Source organism: Acinetobacter lactucae, from assembly GCF_013344765.1.
Classification (GTDB): domain Bacteria; phylum Pseudomonadota; class Gammaproteobacteria; order Pseudomonadales; family Moraxellaceae; genus Acinetobacter; species Acinetobacter lactucae_A.
Genome location: NZ_JABVBF010000057.1, coordinates 1 through 18,410 on the forward strand (window position 1 = coordinate 1; position 18,410 = coordinate 18,410).

Genomic DNA, 18,410 nt, shown 5'->3' on the forward strand with positions numbered 1-18,410 from the left:
GCAATATAGCATTTTGTTCTCTAAGTTTTCATTTTATAGATACTTTTAGGAGAAGTAGATAAAGTAAATCTGAATTTTTAAACAACTTTATAGCATGATGATAGGCAAAGATATAGGAGCTTTTCTCTGCTAAAAAACTTTTGTGGCGGTATGAAGTCTAAAGTCTGTTTACGATAACGAATCTGTTTTCCTGCTCGTTTGTCTTTAAAAATGAACTCATCATGTGCATGAGAATATTCTTGTCCATACAGTGCTCCATAATGACAGTTTAAGCGTTCATTTTTATCTCTAAATCTCTTTTACTTCCAATTGTGAGTTAACCCAAAATCAAATCTTTATTTTAGATACTTTGAATAATGGGTCTTGTTATGAATGATGCAAAATAGCTCAGAACTCCTTTGCAATTTTGGTTAAAATGACTCGTTTAATTTGTTCAGTAACTCAAAGTCATAAAGGAGATTGGATATGTTAGAGCAATTTCATTATGACGGTGATCTCCTTGGCGGTTCTTTAATGGTCCGTGAAAGCCGAATAATTGCAGATTTGCTGTTATGTCAAGCAACGACAGAGCAATGGTTGCAGGCAATTCAAATTGAAAATGTTCTACAGAAAAGAACTGTGGCTTCTGCACAGAGAAATGCTAGTGCCATTCGGAAACGTTTAGAATGTTTAGGGCCTGCTTTCTGGAAAGCATTACGAGATGGTGATGATGAGTTAGCCACTCAGGTAGCTTTTTGTGGAACATTGGAGCGTAACATATTGCTAGTTGAATTTATGGAGACAGTGTTGCGTGAGGCTTATATTTCTCAGACTGAACAACTAGCTAACTATGTTTGGTTGGATTTCCTAGAAGAACGTTCATATCGTGATCAAGGAATTAATGAATGGAAAGAATCTAGTAAGAAAAAAATGGGGCAGGTAGTATTCCGTATCCTAACTGAAGCTGGTTACTTGAATAGCACCCGAAAAATGAAATTACAACGTGTGATCATTCGAGCTGAGTTACGTATGTTGTTAGAAGAGTACTATAAAAAGCGTACTAAAAAATGTATGGAAGTTTCGATATGGTTACGTTAGTCGTGAAGGGGCCACAATGAGTCTAATAATTGATGATCGTCTAAATCAAATACAAGACAAGATTACTTCCACCGAATTCTTAACTGGGCAAGGTTTAGGTAATGAGATTGGTTTTTGGATTTTCGACTATGCGCCTGAGGATGAATTGAAAGTTCGTGAATATATTCAATTTTTTGAAGAGATGTTGGCTAAAAAATACAGTCATCTCCGAGTCCTCCATATCAACTTATTGCAAAGTTTAGTGGATTATTTAACTGAACGTAACTTTATGGATAAGGCTATTCAGATGCAAAAAGCCAAAGGTGATGACGCGTTATTAAAAGCATTGAAGGGCCCCTTACATATGGATAAGTTCGCCCCATATTTGGTGAGTAAATATGCGACCAATGAGCAAGATATTGTTTTAATAAGTGGCATTGGTTCAGTGTGGCCCTTGTTAAGAGCACATCACTTATTGAATAGCTTACATTCTTTGCTAGGTCATAAGCCTGTATTGCTGTTTTATCCTGGTTATTACGATGGTCAAAGCATGAGTTTATTTGGAAAAATTCCAAGCAACAACTATTACAGAGCATTCAAATTAGTGCCATAACACGGCACATAAAATATATAAAAATCAGGATATTGATTGATATGAATATTAAAGAACTTTTTTATAAGCCACTTGATCGTGCAATTAACGGGGTTGTAAAGGCTGATCAAGATGATGATGCAACAGTTTATCAGGAACTTGATGAGTATGTGGTTACCAATGAGTTGGAAAAACATTTTCGTGACTTTTTCCAGTCGTATGGTACGGACTTGAGTGATCCATCCATTGCCAATCGAGTAGGTGTTTGGATTTCGGGATTCTTTGGTTCGGGTAAGTCACATTTTCTTAAAACGCTATCTTATATTTTAGCGAATAAAGTAGCACATGACGCAGATGGTCATGAGCGCAGTGCAGCCGATTTTTTTGATGAAAGCAAAATTCGTGATGCGTTTATCCGTGCCGATATTGGAAAGGCCGTTAGCCAACATGCTGATGTCATCTTATTTAATATCGACAGTAAAGCCAGTTCCAACGATGATGGTAATCCGATCCTGAATGTATTTTTAAGGGTATTTAACGAGTATCAGGGATTTAGTGCGGATCACCCACACATTGCTCATATGGAACGTCACCTGAGCCAGAAGGGTGTTTACGAAACATTTAAAAAAGCATTTGAAGAATCTAGTGGTATGTCTTGGTCAGAGGAACGTGATGGTTACCAGTTCTATCAAGATGATGTGGAAAAAGCGATTTCTCACGTACTCGGCCTTTCATCCGAAGCTGCACATAAATGGTTTGAAGATTCTGAACAAACCTTTAGTGTTTCTGTAGAAAACTTCTGTCAGTGGGTGAAAGAATATCTGGATAGCAAAGGAACACAACAACGTATGTTGTTCCTAGTTGATGAAGTCGGACAGTTTATAGGCAGTGATACTCGTTTGATGCTGACCTTACAAACCATTACTGAAAATCTAGGTACGATCTGTAAAGGCCGTGCTTGGATTATTGTGACTTCACAGGCGGATATGGATGCTGTGTTAGGTGAGCTATCCTCTTCAAAAGCTAATGACTTCTCTAAAATTGCTGGGCGTTTTAAAACGCGTTTATCGTTATCGAGTTCGAATACTGACGAAGTCATCCAGAAACGCTTATTACGTAAGAAGCCTGAAGCCGAGACTTTACTTAGAGCTGTGTTTGAGCAAAAAGGTGATATTTTAAAAAATCAAATTAGCTTCGATCGTTCAGGGCCCACACTCAAAAATTTTGATGGAGCTGACAGTTTCATTAATAACTATCCGTTCGCACCTTATCACTTCCAATTAGTGCAAAAAGTATTCGAAGAAATTAGAAAAGTTGGTGCTACTGGTGCACATCTCGCATATGGTGAGCGTTCAATGTTAGATGCATTTCAGATGGCTGCCAATGCGATTGCTACAGATGAAGTAGGTACACTGATCCCTTTCCACAGATTTTATGCATCGGTAGAAGGCTTCTTGGATACCGCTGTGAAACGTACGATTGACCAAGCTGGTGGAAATAAGACGCTAGACAGTTTTGATGTGCAAATGCTACGGACGCTCTTTATGATTCGCTACGTTGACATCATCAAAGGCACGCTCGATAACTTAGTGACTTTATCGATTGAGAAAATTGACGAAGATAAATTGGCTTTACGGAAACGAATTGAAGAGTGCTTACAGCGTTTGGAAAAAGAAAGCCTGATTACTCGTAATGGTGATGAGTTCTTATTTCTGACCAATGAAGAACGTGATATTACTCGCAAAATTAAAGCTACCGATCTATCCGCTTCTGAAGAAAATAAAGAGTTAGCCAATCTGATCTTTAAAGATTTACTGCGGGATCAGAACAAATACCGCCATCAGGCCAACAAGATGGACTATCAGATTGGACGTTTTCTGGATGGCCATAGTCTAGATGGCAAATATGAGAGTGATTTGAAAGTTGAAATTATTTCTCCATTAGATACAGAATACAGTCTTTATACGGAAGCCTTTTGTATTGGGCAAAGTGCTGAGGCGGAAGGGCAAATTCTATTAAAACTCACAGATGATAAACTGTTCTTTAGTGAATTAAGAACTTGGCTGAAAACCAATAAGTTTATTCGTTTAAATGATGACGGTACTCAGTCAGACATCACTCGAATTCTTGCAGATCGAGGTCGTGAGAATCAGGAGCGAAAAAAACGCCTGCGTACTCGTATCGAAGAAATGTTGTTGGATGCGGATTGCTATGCTTTGGGACAACACCTACAGCTTTCATCATCAAGCTCTACGACAAAACTGGATGAAGCTTGTCGTTATCTTCTAGAAAATACGTATAACAAACTAGGCTATTTACAAGTCTATCAGCAAGATGCTTGGCGAGAATTAAATGCAGTTTTAACTGTAGATGATATGGCACAGCTCGGATTATCTTTGGATGGTGCTCAGAGTAATCCTAAAGCATTGCATGAAGTTGAACAGTATATTTCACTACGTGCTACAGGCACAGATCGTATTTTAGTTTCTGACGTGATTGAGCGTTTTACAAAACGTCCTTATGGTTGGCCTGATGCTGAAATTTTACTACTGATGGGGCAGCTGGCTGCGATTGGTCGTATTTCATTGCAGCTCAATGGGGGAACCTTACAGCTGAAAGATGCTTTTGAACCCTTACAAAATAGCCGTCGTCGTCGTGATGTTTCCATTATTAAAAAACGTCAAACTGATGATCAGGTGCTAAAACAGGCACGTCAGTTAACACAAGATTTGTTTTCGGCAATGGGGCCGGCAACAGAGAAAGAACTTTTCGAATTTTATACACAACGCTTAAAGAATTGGTTGGCAAACTTTAAGTCATACAAGAGCAAAACGGATGTTGGACAATTCCCAGGTAAAAAGGTGATTGAGCAGTCGATTCTGACACTGGAACGCTTACTCGCCAATAGCGACAGTTTCGATTTCTTTAAGATAGTCGTAGAGAACAAAGATGATTATCTGGATCTAGAGGAGGATTACCGCGATATTCACGAATTCTTTAGTAATCAGTTGCAGAGCTGGCAACAGTTGCAACATGCGTTACGCCATTTTGAGAAAAATAAACAGGCTCTCAGTAATGATCCATTAGCAAAAACTACTTTAACTGAGTTGCACCGTATCGCAACAGCTGAATCACCATACGGTCTATTGAATAAAGTGGCTGATTTAGTTCGAACAGTTGAAAGCGTCAATGAGCGACTGTTGAGTGGGAAGCGTAGTCATGCGGTAGAGCAAATTGATGACAAGATCAAACAGCTGGAAGTTGAAATCAAAAATAGTGGTATTGCCACGGCTGAATTGAGTAATAAATTACTGCGCCCACTACAATTGCTTAAATCCGATATTGAAGTTGAAAGCAGCCTTTCAAATATATTTATGCTGCAAACTCAAACTGCTGTAGAACGTTTTGATGAGGCTTTGTATGAACTGGAGCGAGAAGTCCGGTTAGAGATCCAACGTCAGGCTACTCAACTGGCTCAAAGCAAAGCAGAAAGTGTAAGCAGTAACTCAACCACTTTTAGCACAGCAAAAGTTTCAGCTGCTACGATTCCTGTACAACCTGCTATTGTTGTAGTGCCACCAAAACCTGTTGTGGAAGTCGATGTGGCAAGTATTTATAGCAAGACCTCGAATAGTGTTTATCTTGAAACAGAAGAATCGGTTGAACAATTCATAAAAGTACTCGAAGTTGAATTGAAAAAAATCGTGAGTGACAAAAAGCGTGTGCGTATCCGTTAACGGGGGGGGATGGATATTGTCATTAGTCATTAATTTAAGGTTTGAACATGAATACCAGTAATATTAAAAGATATGCACCGCAAGCACGAAATTATTTTATTGCAGCCATGCGAAAGCAGGCTGCAAAGTATTGCATTACACCCAACAAAATTCTGCCAGCAGAACAGAAAGGGGATCTTTTACTGATTGGGGATCAGATTTTTCCATTATCAGTGATGGAACCACGTGAGAAGCTGATCAAGCGTATTCAGTCCAGTAGTTTCGAGCAGACGATTGATTATATCGCTTACAGTTGGTTTAACCGTCTATGCGCGATTCGCTATATGGAATGTAAAGGTTTACTGGATCATGGTCGTCGTGTGCTGAGCAGTGCTGATGGTAGTGCAGGCTTGCCGCAGATTCTGGAAGAATGTTTAGACATCGACCTACAGGGTTTAAATGCCAGTCGTGTGGCTGAACTAAAGTTGGACGGCAATAAAGATGAAGAGCTATACCGAGAACTGTTACTGTCACAGTGTCATGCGTTGAATCAGGTGATGCCATTATTGTTTGAACAAGTCTCCGATGAATCTGAGTTGTTACTGCCAGATAACCTGACTAAAACCGATTCTTTGATCCGTGATTTAGTGAGCAGCATTCCAGAAGAAGACTGGTCAGATGTTCAGATTATTGGTTGGCTATACCAGTTCTACATTTCTGAAAAGAAAGATAAGGTGATTGGTAAAGTCGTTAAAAGTGAAGACATTCCAGCAGCGACACAGTTATTCACGCCAAACTGGATTGTAAAATATCTGGTGCAGAATAGTGTTGGTCGTCTATGGATGATGGCACATCCAGAAAGTACGCTAGCGAGTAGTTGGGAATATTATATTCAGCCAGCGGAACAAACTGATGAGGTCAATGCACAATTAAAACAGTTGATTGATGTACGCATTAGTGAAGATGGCGATACTTTAAACCCTGAAAGTATGATGGTACTCGATCCAGCGTGCGGTTCGGGTCATATTCTGGTAGAAGCCTATGATTGTTTAAAAGCAATCTACTTAGAACGTGGTTATCGTAGTCGTGATATTCCACGTTTGATTTTGGAAAATAACCTGTACGGGATTGATATTGATACTCGTGCTGCACAGTTAGCTAGTTTTGCATTGTTGATGAAAGCGCGTGAAGATGACCGCCGTTTATTTAGCAATCCACCAAAACTGAATATTATTGCTTTACAGGACAGTCAGGGGCTGGATGCAGATCAAATCTGGCAAGATCTCAACTTAAATCAAGCATGGCAAAAAGGCAGTCATGTCGACCTTTTCGGTAACGACCAAAATGATTTAAGCAGTCCAGGCAATGATGCACGTTATATTTTAATTCAAGAACTGGTCGAGAAGTTTAAAGAAGCTACAACTTTTGGTTCTTTAATTCGCATGGATAGTTCAGAACAAGATTTTGTTGACTTTCAGAACACCTTAGAAGAGTTAGCTAGTGAGGGTGATAGTTTACAGAAAGCTGCTGCTAAAAAATTATTGCCTATGGTGATTCAAGCAAAATTCTTAGCTAAAAAATATGATGCAGTAATTGCTAACCCGCCGTATATGGGGGGTAAGGGGATGAATACAGCGCTTAAAGATTTTGCAAAAAAGAAATTTACGGATAGCAAGTCTGACCTATTTGCTATGTTTATTGAGCGTGGTTCCGCATGGTGCAAGGAAAGTGGTTTTAACAGTATGGTGACCATGCAAAGTTGGATGTTCTTATCCTCTTATGAAGCAATGCGTCAAAAATTACTACAGGATAGAACGCTATCTTGTCTGGTACATATGGGCAATGGCGTAATGGGCATTTCTTTTGGTACGGCTGCAACTGTAATGATGAATAAATATATCAGAGATTATGCTTGCAGTTTTTCTTATTGTAAAAATGATGATGTAAATGAGCATGGTGTACCGAAACAATTCCCTGTTCAAAATGAACGATTAAAAACAGCAAAACCAGATGACTTTAAGAAAATTCCTGGTAGCCCTGTAGCTTATTGGTTAAGTAGTAGAGCTTATATTGCTTTAGAAAACAGTCAGGCATTAGGGAAAATTTCTCATCCTCGAAAAGGGATGTGCACTCGTGATAATGAGTATTTTGTTCGACATTGGTTTGAAGTATCAATTAGTAAAATAGGTTTTAATATTGCATCTAGAGAAGAAGCTCTTGAAAGTTTAAAAAAATGGTTTCCATATCAAAAAGGAGGAGAATATAGACAATGGTATGGTAATAACTTAAGTATTGTTGATTGGGAAAACGATGGTTACAAATTACTTAATATGGAAAAGTTAGGATGGAAAGGTGGTTCAACAAATCATAATTTAGAATATATTTTTAAACCTGCCATAATTTGGAGCAAAATCACATCGTCATTTCCGAGTTTCCGATACTCGCCAGCAGGTTATTTATTTGATGATGCATCTGGAATGTGTGCAGTTTCTGAACAACCAAAATTATTTAATGTTCTATCATTATTATGTAGCAAAGTTGGCAGATTTTATATGGACGTGATTAATCCAACTTTCAACATACAACCGGGTAATATGGCAGCGATGCCTTATATCGATAAAGAAAATTCCTTAGCTTATAAAGCTATAGAGATTTCTCGTAATAATTGGAATCAATTGGAAGTCTCATGGGAATTTAGTCAAAACCCAATCATTGGTACCCAACAATCAAACCTAGAACAAGCATTTAAAACATGGCAGCAGCAAAATTCTAACGTTGTGGCTGAAATGAAATGTCTGGAAGAAGAAAACAATAAGCTGTTTATTGAAGCCTATGGTTTACAGGATGAACTCACACCTGATGTACCTGATGAGCAAATTACCTTAACCCGTGCCGACCGTGAAAAAGATAGCCAACGTTTAGTGTCTTATGCACTGGGCTGCATGATGGGGCGGTATAGCTTGGACGATCCAGGCTTGATCTATGCCCAGACAGGCAATCAAGACTTTGATGCCAGTCGTTATCAAACATTCCCTGCCGATGCGGATGGTATTATTCCAATTACAGGAATGGATTGGTTTGATAAAGATGAAGCCTCTTATAGAGTTAAAGAGTTCTTAACTGCGGTTTGGGGCAAAGATACACTGGATGCCAATATGCAGTGGTTGGCAGAAAGCTTAGATAAAAAAGCCAATGAAACCGCTAAAGAGACTATTCGCCGTTATCTTGCTAGTAAGTTTTACAAAGACCATATGCAGACCTATAAAAAGCGACCAATCTACTGGCTATTTAGCAGTGGTAAGCAAGGAGCTTTCCAGGCATTGGTATATTTGCACCGCTATAATGAAAGTACTTTAGCGCGTATGCGTACTGAATACGTGATGCCGCTGATTTCCAAAATGGCTGCATATTCGAATTCGTTAGAAAGTGAAATAGAAAACAGTGATTCTGCTGCTGAAATCAAACGTATCGAGAAAAAACTGCAAGATTTGCATAAGCAACAGGCTGAACTCAGTACCTTTGAAGAAAAACTGCGTCACTATGCCGATCAGCGTATCCCTCTAGATCTTGATGAGGGAGTGAAAGTGAACTACGGCAAGTTTGGCGACTTGTTGGCTGAAGTGAAAGCAGTGACGGGGGACAAATAATGAAATTAAAAAGTTTAAATGAAATTTTTGAAAATAGAATTATTCGTATTCCAGATTACCAAAGGGGATATGCATGGCATAAACAACAGTTAAAAGATTTCTGGGAAGACTTAACCCTGCTTAAAGCGGATCGTGTTCATTATACAGGGGTTATTACCTTAGAAACAGTAGACAGTAAAACTTGGTCTAAGTGGGAAGATGATGAATGGTTGATCGATGATCTCGATTATAAACCATACTTTGTGGTGGATGGCCAACAACGACTAACAACATCGATTATTTTAATACAGGCAATTATTGAAACAGTTCCTGAGGGCAAAAGCATCGCAAATCAGTCAGTTGAAAAATTAAAAGAAAAATTTGTTCAAATAAAACCAACAGATGGCATACGCGAAAGTTATATATTTGGTTATGAAAAGGATAACCCAAGTGATGAGTTTTTAAGGACTAAAATTTTTGGTTTTCAGTCTTATACCAATCAATTGCAGGAAACACTGTATACACGCAATTTATTCAATGCAAAGAAATTCTTTAAAGAGAAATTAGAGGAACTGAGCTTTGAAGAAGTGACTGTTTTATACAAAAAATTGACGCAAAAATTGCGTTTTAACTTGTATGAAATTGATGGTGAGATCGATGTATTCGTTACTTTTGAAACTATGAATAACCGGGGTAAATCCTTAACTAATTTGGAATTGTTAAAAAACCGATTGATTTATCTGTCGACATTATATCGTGACAATGAAGGACGTTCTAAACTTAGAAAAAATATTAATGATGCGTGGAAAACCATTTATGAGTATTTAGGTAAAAATCCAGAAAAACCTTTACCAGATGATGAGTTCTTAAAAAACCATTGGATTATGTATTTCAAATACAGTCGTGATAAAGGTGATGATTATAAAAAATTCCTGTTGGATGAAAAATTTAATGCACGTTGTATCACGCATCCAAAAAATGCAGAAGACACTTTAAAAATTGAAGAAATTCAAGGGTATGTTGCGAGTCTTCAGCAGTCAGTTATGAATTGGTTCTATTTACATAATCCTTATTTCCCAATAGGAAATAACCTTTCTGATAATGAGCAATTATGGCTAGATCGTCTAGGACGTTTAGGTTTTAATGCATTTAGACCTTTAATATTAGCTGCTTATAATACCAATATTCCTGCAACCAAGATTGCAGAATTACTGAAAGTTGCAGAGCGGTTTGCTTTTACTTTATTTAGTTTGAGTCAACGACGTGCCAATACGGGAGACTCGGCAATCTATGGTTTAGCACGTGAGCTTTTAATGGGGAAAAATTCAATTGATGCAACGATTAATTCAATAGAGGGATTAATCACACGATTCTTTGACCCACATAACTATTTCACTTACATCGAAGATAAATATAAGTTTCGAGATGGATTCTACTCATGGAAAGGTGTCCGCTATTTCCTTTATGAGTATGAGTTTTATCTAAAGGAAAAAGGCAAGAACTCTGCTACGAAATTAAATTGGCATGAGTTCATTGAAAATTTGGACGGCTATGTGACCCTAGAGCATATCTATCCGCAGACAGATACGGATCTATATTGGGTCAGTAGATTTTCTCATCTTGAAAGCCAACAGCGAAAATGGCTGCTACATTCCCTAGGAAATTTATTACCTTTATCTCGTGCTAAGAATTCGTCATTACAAAAAGATAGTTTTGATTTGAAGAAAAATGATGGTGAAGGAGTAGGGTATTACAATGGATCTGTTTCGGAAAATGAAGTCAACGTTAAGAAAGATTGGACCCCTCAAGAAATTGTGGAACGAGGTCTAGAGTTACTTCGTTTTATGGAAGAAAGATGGAACATTGAATTAGGGGATGAGACATTTAAACGGAAACTACTTCATGTAGATGCTATCCAAATTTCTGTTCCTGCAGAAAAGAAAGAGGTAGTGGCATGAATCTGGATCAGCTGCAGAAGGGGCTGGAACAAGCCTTTTATACTGAACAACATCGAATTGTTTTTTGGTACGACACTGAACAGTCCTTTACTGAAGAAATCAAAGCCCTAGAGCTAAATGATGTTCATATTCTGAATATGGCAGAAGAGTCGAGTCTGGCTATCAAACTTAAACTGGAACTGCAAGATCAGCATGGCAAATACTTGCTGTATTTCCCAAGCCTTGAGCCGGAAACCGAAAAAGACTGGTTACTGGACATCAAGCTATATTCTCGCAGCTTCTATGCCGACCGTTTCTCGATTATTTTCAATGAGCTTGGCTTGCAGCAGCAGAGTTTAAGAGAACATCTGACCAAACGTGAAGAATTCCTTAAAGCCAAAGCCCGTCTGAGTGCATTAAAACGCTATATCCAGCCTGATGCAGATGTTCAGGATCTGGATATGGCCATGATTGCGGTTGTGGTTAAGGCTGACAGTGCCGAGCTGATGCATATCGTTCTGGCGCTGGCAGATGAAATGGTACAGCACAATCTAGACCTTGAGGTGAATCCGAACTCCTTTGCTGAACTGGAAAAATTCCAACTGGTGCCAGCTTTAGTTACCGCATTACAGGCGGAAATTGGTTACCCGGCATCGGTTGGGGAGCTGAATGGGGAGGCACCGTTCAAGCTCGGTACTTTCTTTATCCGTTTGATTATCACAGGTTTCTGTGAAAGTTTGGGCGATGTATCGGTATGGGCTCAAGAACTGGTGATGTCTTCCGTCAGTTCCCGTGCAACGGCCAGAGCCTTCTTGTCACGCTGGCGAGACAGCTCCAAATACTACCCAACCTTCGATACACTTTCCCAAACCGTGGCCAATGCACTACGGATTCAGGAGAGGATCGGGGCCTTTGATGTGGAACAGCTGCTGGATGTCATGACCTTTGAGGTGATTGAACAGAAAATCATTGTTGATCTGGCCAGTCATATCCCTGCAGCAGCAAAAGCTGAACTGGAACGTTTTAAAACGGTTATCTCTAGCCGTTTGGATGGTTATTGGGCTTCCAAACATAAGGATGATGCAATACGCCGCAAATATCGCACCGTCTATACTGCTTTACAGGCAGCAATTGAGCTGTTCAGCCTGCGACTACAGTTTGATTCCGGGTTCTATTTCGATTCCAGCGAAGCATTGTATAAAGCCTATGAGCGGGAATTATATCGTTTTGATATGGCCTATCGCCATTACAGTGCCGCCTCTCAGCGAGCTCATGTCGATATCCTGAAGAAACTCGATGAAGAAATCGAAAATTGCTATTCCTACTGGTTTATCGATCACCTGGCACGCAACTGGGGAGGGCGGATTGAAGCAGAGCAACGTCTGAATGTCTGGAAAATTGCGGATATTCCAAATCAGCAAAACTTCTATGATACCCACGTCAGACCATTACTGAGTTCTGCAACTAAACGCCGTATTGTGGTGATTATTAGTGATGCCTTCCGCTATGAAGCTGCTGTAGAACTGCGTGATCGTATCAATGAAAAGCGTTATTCAGAAGCGACCTTGTCTTCACAGCTGGGAGTTGTACCAAGTTACACCACACTCGGTATGGCCTCGTTAATGCCGCACCAGACTTTGGAGTACAAAGAGGCCCCAAGTGATGATGTATGGGTGGATGGACAGTCAAGTAAAGGGACTACAGCGCGATCCAAAATTCTGACAGCCTATAATGGTCTGGCAGTGACCGCTGAAACTGTAAAAGGCTGGTCACGTGATGAAGGTCGTGAAGTGCTCAAAGACTATGATCTAATTTACGTTTATCACAACGTCATTGATGCACGTGGTGACAGTGCATCGACAGAATCAGAAACCTTTATGGCCGTGGAACATGCCATTGAGGAATTGACCGAGCTCAGCCGTAAAATCTTACTGCATTTTAATATTTCCATGCTGTTCATTACTGCGGACCATGGTTTCCTCTTCCAACAAAGTAAACTGGAATCTGCGGATCGTTCGGCTTTGACGGAAAAACCTGCCAAAGCATTAAAGAGCAAGAAGCGTTATGTGATCGGACATGGTTTACCAGAGAGTAAGGAGGCTTGGAAAGGCTCAACCCAAGCCACGGCAGGGACGCTATCAGCAACTGATTTCTGGATTCCAAAAGGTGCTAACCGTTTCCATTTTGTAGGAGGTTCACGTTTCGTGCATGGCGGAATCATGCCTCAGGAAATTGTGGTGCCGGTACTGACTGTGAAACAGCTACGTGGCGAAAAGGCCGGACAACGGACCAAGCGTAAAGTTGAGGTTATTTCCACCAAATCTACCTTGAAGATGGTCAATAACATCCAGAAGTTTGATTTGATGCAAACTGAAGCTGTAAGTGAGCTGGTGATGCCTGTGACCTTATCGATTGCCATTTATGATGGGGATCTCAAAGTTTCCAGTGAAGAAACTCTGACCTTTGATAGCAGTACCGACTCTGTTGCGGAACGGGTAAAACAGGTCAGACTGTCATTGTCTGGTACTGATTTTGACCGTAAGAAAGATTACTTTCTAGTGCTGAAGGACAAAGACTTGAATATCGAAATGCAGCGCTATAAGGTCATTATTGATCTGGCATTTACCGATGACTTCTTCTGATAACGAATTAATGTAGAGCGTAGCGTATATGGAATCTGCTAACGATAAAGAACTAGATCAGCTGAAAAATAATAACACTCTTTGGAATAGTTACTTTCTAGCTCATTGACACCTTAAATTTTGCACATTATCCTTTGCTTGCTGGCCTACATTGCCAGTCGGCTTTGACAGGCCGAATAGTAAAGTGCATTGAAAACTTGTTTTTCGATGTAGGAACACCCGTCCCTCTTTTTGTTGCGGTAGGACGGAAGGGGGACGCCTTGTGCGTGCTGGTTCTTTACTATCAGTCTGTCAACCCTCTTTCGTTCTGCCACCATAATTCTCTAATGCTTTGGCAGAACTCCCAAGATAAAGGAGTTGGCTATGCATATTCTTTTTATACCGCCTGATTAGTTTTTAATAGGGTTTGATGAACTTTTGGTTTTTCAAGCTTTAGTTTTTTTCGTCTAAAAATTTAACTTAATAAATATGTCATGTGAGATATACCGTGGCAGGGCTTTGTAATGCTTAAAAAAGCCAAAGCTCCATGACCATGTCATTGGATAAAATAATGATCAATAAAACTTTATTAGCTGCGTTAAGTGTCTGTGTCATTTCTCTAAGCGGCTGTTCTTCCCAATTTGAAAAGGGAATGAAGCAAGGCTGTATGAATAACGGTGGTAGTCGTAGTTTCTGCTCGTGCTTCTACGACAAGATGGAAGCACATTATGGTGAAAAGAAACTCACGGCTATTGGCATGATGCAAGTAAAAGTGCCCGAAGATTTCGAAGAGGTATCTTTTCAGTCTGGTCAGCAATGCGTACATAAACTTTAGACGCAGTTTTCAAATTAAATCTTAGTTAAGCCTTTGATTCCACCTGCTGCTATCAGGTAGCGGGTTGGACAGGCTTATCTAAAAAAAGAGGAATTTACAATGAAACATCCATTGGTTGGACTTTATTTCACAATCGTTCTTGGTTATTGGCTGTATTTAATCTGGGAGTATCCAGTTATTTCAAATATGTATTTATTAGGCCGTGCAATTGTTTGGCCTGCTGATTTTCTTCGTTGGTTGTTCTAGTACCTAAAACTAATAAGAGATTGCCATGTCAGTTATATCGATAGAGTCACTGCAAAAAAGCCGCTGGATGCTGATGCTCAGAGCCAGTGAAAACATTTATTTTGCGCCAGCTATTCCTTATAAAAAACTACAAGGTGCTATGAGTTATCTCCCCCAAGGGATTCATCCAGATGACATCTTAATGTTGATTGACGATACCGTCTTTGGTAGTGCCAAAGCAGGGCTATGCCTCACAGCAACAACGCTTTTTTATAAAGAAAGCTTTGGAGAAGAGGTAGCTTATGCTTTAAACCTTATTCATCGCGTTGATGATGATATTGGAGTTATTAATCATGGCATCGTACTTAATCGGTTGGACACCCTGAGCTTTACCCAACTGGACAAGGGAGCAGTACGAACATTAGCTGAATTTCTCAATGAAATCTGTCAGGGAAAAAGAGAAAGCCATCAGACTTCTTCAAAGATTGAAGCAGATATCAAGATTATCATTGATCTATCTGCTTACTTCATCACTTTTAATACAGGTAGATGGAGTACTGAGTCTAATCATGCCATATCTCATCATTTTGCCAAATTGAATGATGAAGCATCTCAGCAATATATTAAAAGCCTACTAACTGAACATCCTAACTTTGATTATGAAGATTTATTACATCGTTTTGCGGAGCTTAAGGATGTGCTGGCTTATCAGCTTCGTATGGAAATGATTGAGCGATTGGTCTATATGATGGCACTTGGAAAAATTGATAAAGAGCAAGCGAATCTCTTTATGGTTCACCTGTGCCGAGTATCGAATGTCTCTAGGGCAGTTTTTCCTGACCTTGTCAAAATTATCTATCAATGTTTAGCGGAAGAACAAAATCAGAAAAAAGTTTCTGATTTGAATAATGAACAACGACAAGCATGCAAACTTCTTGAGATTCAGCCAGAGCTATTGAGTGCGCAAACCCTACAAGTTGCTTATCGAAAAAAGATGGCTGAGTTCCATCCCGATAAATACCAGACCCTACCAGAGTCAGTAAGACAACTCATTGAGCAACAGGCACAGCAACTCAATCAGGCGAGAGTATTGCTAAAGCAATATCTAGACAATAACTGAAAATAAAGAATTTTCAATTACATATTACCTCCATGAAGGCGTCCCTAAAGCGCCATATATCCTCAATTTCAAGGTGACAATATGATAAAGAACAATGTTAATTCAACTCAAAAAATTCCGCAGTTGTATTGGCTGTTAACTGTAGTAGTGATGGTCGTGTTAATTGTAGGTGGAATTTTATTTAATCAACATCAAAAAAGCCAAACTGAACTTCAGTTAGCTCAACTGGCTTTAGAACAATCTAAACTACAAAATCAATCCTCTTCAACACAAGCAGCATCAGAACCCGCCGAATCAGATTTCACTGGCACTGAAAGTATGGCGGAAGATTCTGATTCAAAACCAGCAGCTTCTCAAGCTGAGGACGATGTAGTTGCTGGAGCTATAGCTGCAGTTGATCAGGCAAAAGCACAAGATACAAGTATTGGTCATCTTAGTTCAGAAGTAGATGCGGAGTATCATGAAGGAAAAACTTTAAGTTCCAATGCTTCCCGTTACGGGCTAAAACCAATCAAATCCGCTCCAGCCAATTTAAAAGCAACTATTCCAAATATTGACCAAATGTTAGCGTCGCATCTCATGAATGTGTGGGGGCGCTCTGATCCGGATCAGGTTGCCAAAAGAGTTGATGGCTGGAGTCAACAAGGCAATACCATAACCTATCGTGCTGCATGGGACTCTGACCGTTACCAATGTACTTGGTATGTGGCGAGTTGGGATAAGAACAGCAATCAAGTCCTTAAAGAAGGATACCAGCCATGTTTTGGTCACTAATTAAAACTGGTTTGTAGTATTCATTTAATTATTAATTTTATTTAAAAAGAGAAAATATCATGAGCCTAATCAAACTTATCGCATGTGGAATTTTAAGCTTTTCAGTCAGTTCTATTGCCTTCGCTAAAACAGAGCAGATCACTCTAAAAGCTAATGTCTACTATGGTGAAGAATCAGTTGTATTTCCGACAACTAAAGGTGAGGTCATTTTAAATAGTTACGCAATACCAGCTAAAGTTGTTCCTCAAGTTAAACCTTATAAGAAAGGGCAATGTCTAGAAATCAAATCTAAACATGGTTTCTTTAAAGACACGGGTGATGGGCAATATATTGAAAGTATCCAACCATGTACTAAGAAAGGATTAGCGACTCCAAAAGTAAATCGCTAATCTAAAAAAGTCATAAATCTAATCAAGCCACAAGCAATTGCTTGTGGTTTTTTTACACCTTTTATTTAAGGAAGAAATACATGCACCGGTGCCCTTACTGTCACTCATTACACATCAAATTACTACGCCAGACAGAGCCTACTTCAGGTGTATTTGCAAAGCTGTCATCTTTCTCACCGATGTCTCTGGCAGCAGCCTGTATGCAGTTGTCAAAGCGAAGTCCTATTCATCCTTTAGTGGGTGGCTTTGTTGGCTTGGTTATTGGTGGCATGTTTCTGCTCTATGTCCAGCATCAAGACAATATGGTGACTTTGCATTATCAGTGTGAGCAATGTCTGGAGCATTTTGAAATCCAGCAGTCAGGCTTCTCATAACTCTTATCTTTTACAACTTTCAAATTATTTAAATCACTTAATAGGAAACTAATCATGGCACATCAAATAGAAACTATGGCATTTATTGGTCAAACCCCTTGGCATGGTCTAGGGAATCAGCTCACTCGAAATCAACCTATAGAAGTTTGGGCACAGCAGGCGGGCATGAACTGGCGGATTGAATCATCCAATGTCAGTTATATGGCTAAGAATGAACGTGGACAAAATATATTAATGCCTTATGAAGAACAACGAGTGCTTTATCGTTCAGATACTCATGCACCGTTATCGGTAGTGAGTCAGCGTTATCAGGAAGTACAACCTAAAGAGATTCTAGAATTTTACCGAGATTTAACCGAGCAATCGGGCTTTGAACTGGAAACAGCGGGAGTACTCAAAGGTGGACGTAAATTCTGGGCATTGGCAAGAACAGGTCAATCGACAGCACTAAAAGGGAAAGATGTGAGTAATGGCTATATTTTATTAGCAACAGCATGTGATGGAACGTTAGCTACCTCAGCACAATTCACCAGTGTACGTGTAGTGTGTAATAACACTTTGAGCATTGCGATACGAGGACAGACTAGTGGAGAGGGTGTTGTAAAAGTTCCACACAGTACCAAGTTTGATGCAGAGAAAATCAAACAGCAACTGGGTATTTCTATTAAGACTTGGGATGAGCATATGTATGAAATGAAACAGTTAAGTCAACGTAAAGTCACCCAACAGGAAGCAATAGCCTACTTTGATGCAGTGTTTAATAACACCGCATTAAGTAGTACAGACCAAGAAGAAAGTATTATTCAGTATTACCTTAAAGCAGCATCTATGGACAAAAAATCAAACTCCAAATCTGAACCAAATGGTCGAGCGATGGCGAAGGCTATGGAAATGTTCAATGGACAGGGACGAGGTGCAGAGTTAAGTTCTGCTAAAGATACGGCTTATGGTTTGCTTTGTAGTATTACAGAATTTGTTGATCATGAACGTCGTGCAATGAGTCGTGATCATCGTTTGAATTCAGCGTGGTTTGGGATGGGAGCTAACATTAAGCAAAGAGGGTTGGAACAGGCCTTAAAAATGGCTTCATAATTTTTCCTTAAAAAATCGGATATTCTGGAGCTCTTTAGATGAAGTGCTCCATT

13 protein-coding genes and 1 pseudogene are annotated in these 18,410 nt (G+C 39.5%); 13 read left to right on the forward strand and 1 reads right to left on the reverse strand.

What is annotated here, in order from left to right:
- Positions 1-28 precede the first annotated feature (28 nt).
- A pseudogene (locus HUN22_RS18130) lies at positions 29-251 on the reverse strand (hypothetical protein).
- Positions 252-465: 214 nt separating this feature from the next.
- Between HUN22_RS18130 and HUN22_RS07885 the strand changes: the two are divergent.
- From HUN22_RS07885 to HUN22_RS07945, 13 genes are all read left to right on the forward strand, one after another.
- The gene (locus HUN22_RS07885; RefSeq protein ID WP_174727820.1) at positions 466-1,077 is read left to right on the forward strand and encodes a DUF1819 family protein; all 612 of its coding nucleotides are present in this window, start codon (positions 466-468) and stop codon (positions 1,075-1,077) included.
- Between the two features lie 16 nt (positions 1,078-1,093).
- On the forward strand, positions 1,094-1,669 hold the full coding sequence (locus HUN22_RS07890; RefSeq protein ID WP_174727823.1) for a DUF1788 domain-containing protein: 576 nt from the start codon (positions 1,094-1,096) through the stop codon (positions 1,667-1,669).
- Between the two features lie 41 nt (positions 1,670-1,710).
- On the forward strand, positions 1,711-5,385 hold the full coding sequence (gene brxC, locus HUN22_RS07895; RefSeq protein ID WP_174727826.1) for a BREX system P-loop protein BrxC: 3,675 nt from the start codon (positions 1,711-1,713) through the stop codon (positions 5,383-5,385).
- Between the two features lie 47 nt (positions 5,386-5,432).
- Positions 5,433-9,011, forward strand: a complete 3,579-nt coding sequence (pglX, locus tag HUN22_RS07900; RefSeq protein WP_174727829.1) for a BREX-1 system adenine-specific DNA-methyltransferase PglX — start codon at positions 5,433-5,435, stop codon at positions 9,009-9,011.
- Entirely contained in the window at positions 9,011-10,948 is a 1,938-nt protein-coding gene (locus tag HUN22_RS07905; RefSeq protein WP_174727832.1) for a DUF262 domain-containing protein, read from the forward strand. Before pglX ends, HUN22_RS07905 begins: the two co-directional genes overlap by 1 nt.
- Positions 10,945-13,569 carry a BREX-1 system phosphatase PglZ type A gene (pglZ, locus tag HUN22_RS07910; RefSeq protein WP_174727835.1) on the forward strand — a complete coding sequence of 875 codons (2,625 nt, stop codon included), beginning with the start codon at positions 10,945-10,947 and terminating at the stop codon, positions 13,567-13,569. The genes HUN22_RS07905 and pglZ overlap by 4 nt, the downstream gene beginning before the upstream one ends.
- Positions 13,570-14,119: 550 nt before the next feature.
- Positions 14,120-14,383: a hypothetical protein gene (locus HUN22_RS07915; RefSeq protein WP_174727838.1), complete on the forward strand. Its 264-nt coding sequence runs from the start codon at positions 14,120-14,122 to the stop codon at positions 14,381-14,383.
- Positions 14,384-14,482: 99 nt separating this feature from the next.
- A complete protein-coding gene (locus tag HUN22_RS07920) occupies positions 14,483-14,629 on the forward strand; it encodes a hypothetical protein (RefSeq protein WP_174727841.1) in 147 nt (48 codons plus the stop codon).
- A 73-nt stretch (positions 14,630-14,702) separates the two neighbouring features.
- Positions 14,703-15,728, forward strand: coding sequence for a J domain-containing protein (locus HUN22_RS07925; protein ID WP_174727855.1), 1,026 nt, complete (start codon positions 14,703-14,705; stop codon positions 15,726-15,728).
- 81 nt (positions 15,729-15,809) lie between these two features.
- Complete coding sequence (locus tag HUN22_RS07930; protein WP_174727844.1) at positions 15,810-16,502, forward strand: hypothetical protein; 693 nt, start codon at positions 15,810-15,812, stop codon at positions 16,500-16,502.
- 59 nt (positions 16,503-16,561) lie between these two features.
- Positions 16,562-16,891 carry a hypothetical protein gene (locus HUN22_RS07935; protein ID WP_174727847.1) on the forward strand — a complete coding sequence of 110 codons (330 nt, stop codon included), beginning with the start codon at positions 16,562-16,564 and terminating at the stop codon, positions 16,889-16,891.
- A gap of 80 nt (positions 16,892-16,971) precedes the next feature.
- Positions 16,972-17,265, forward strand: coding sequence for a hypothetical protein (locus tag HUN22_RS07940; protein ID WP_174727849.1), 294 nt, complete (start codon positions 16,972-16,974; stop codon positions 17,263-17,265).
- A 54-nt stretch (positions 17,266-17,319) separates the two neighbouring features.
- Positions 17,320-18,357: a DUF932 domain-containing protein gene (locus tag HUN22_RS07945; protein WP_174727852.1), complete on the forward strand. Its 1,038-nt coding sequence runs from the start codon at positions 17,320-17,322 to the stop codon at positions 18,355-18,357.
- Positions 18,358-18,410: the final 53 nt, after the last annotated feature.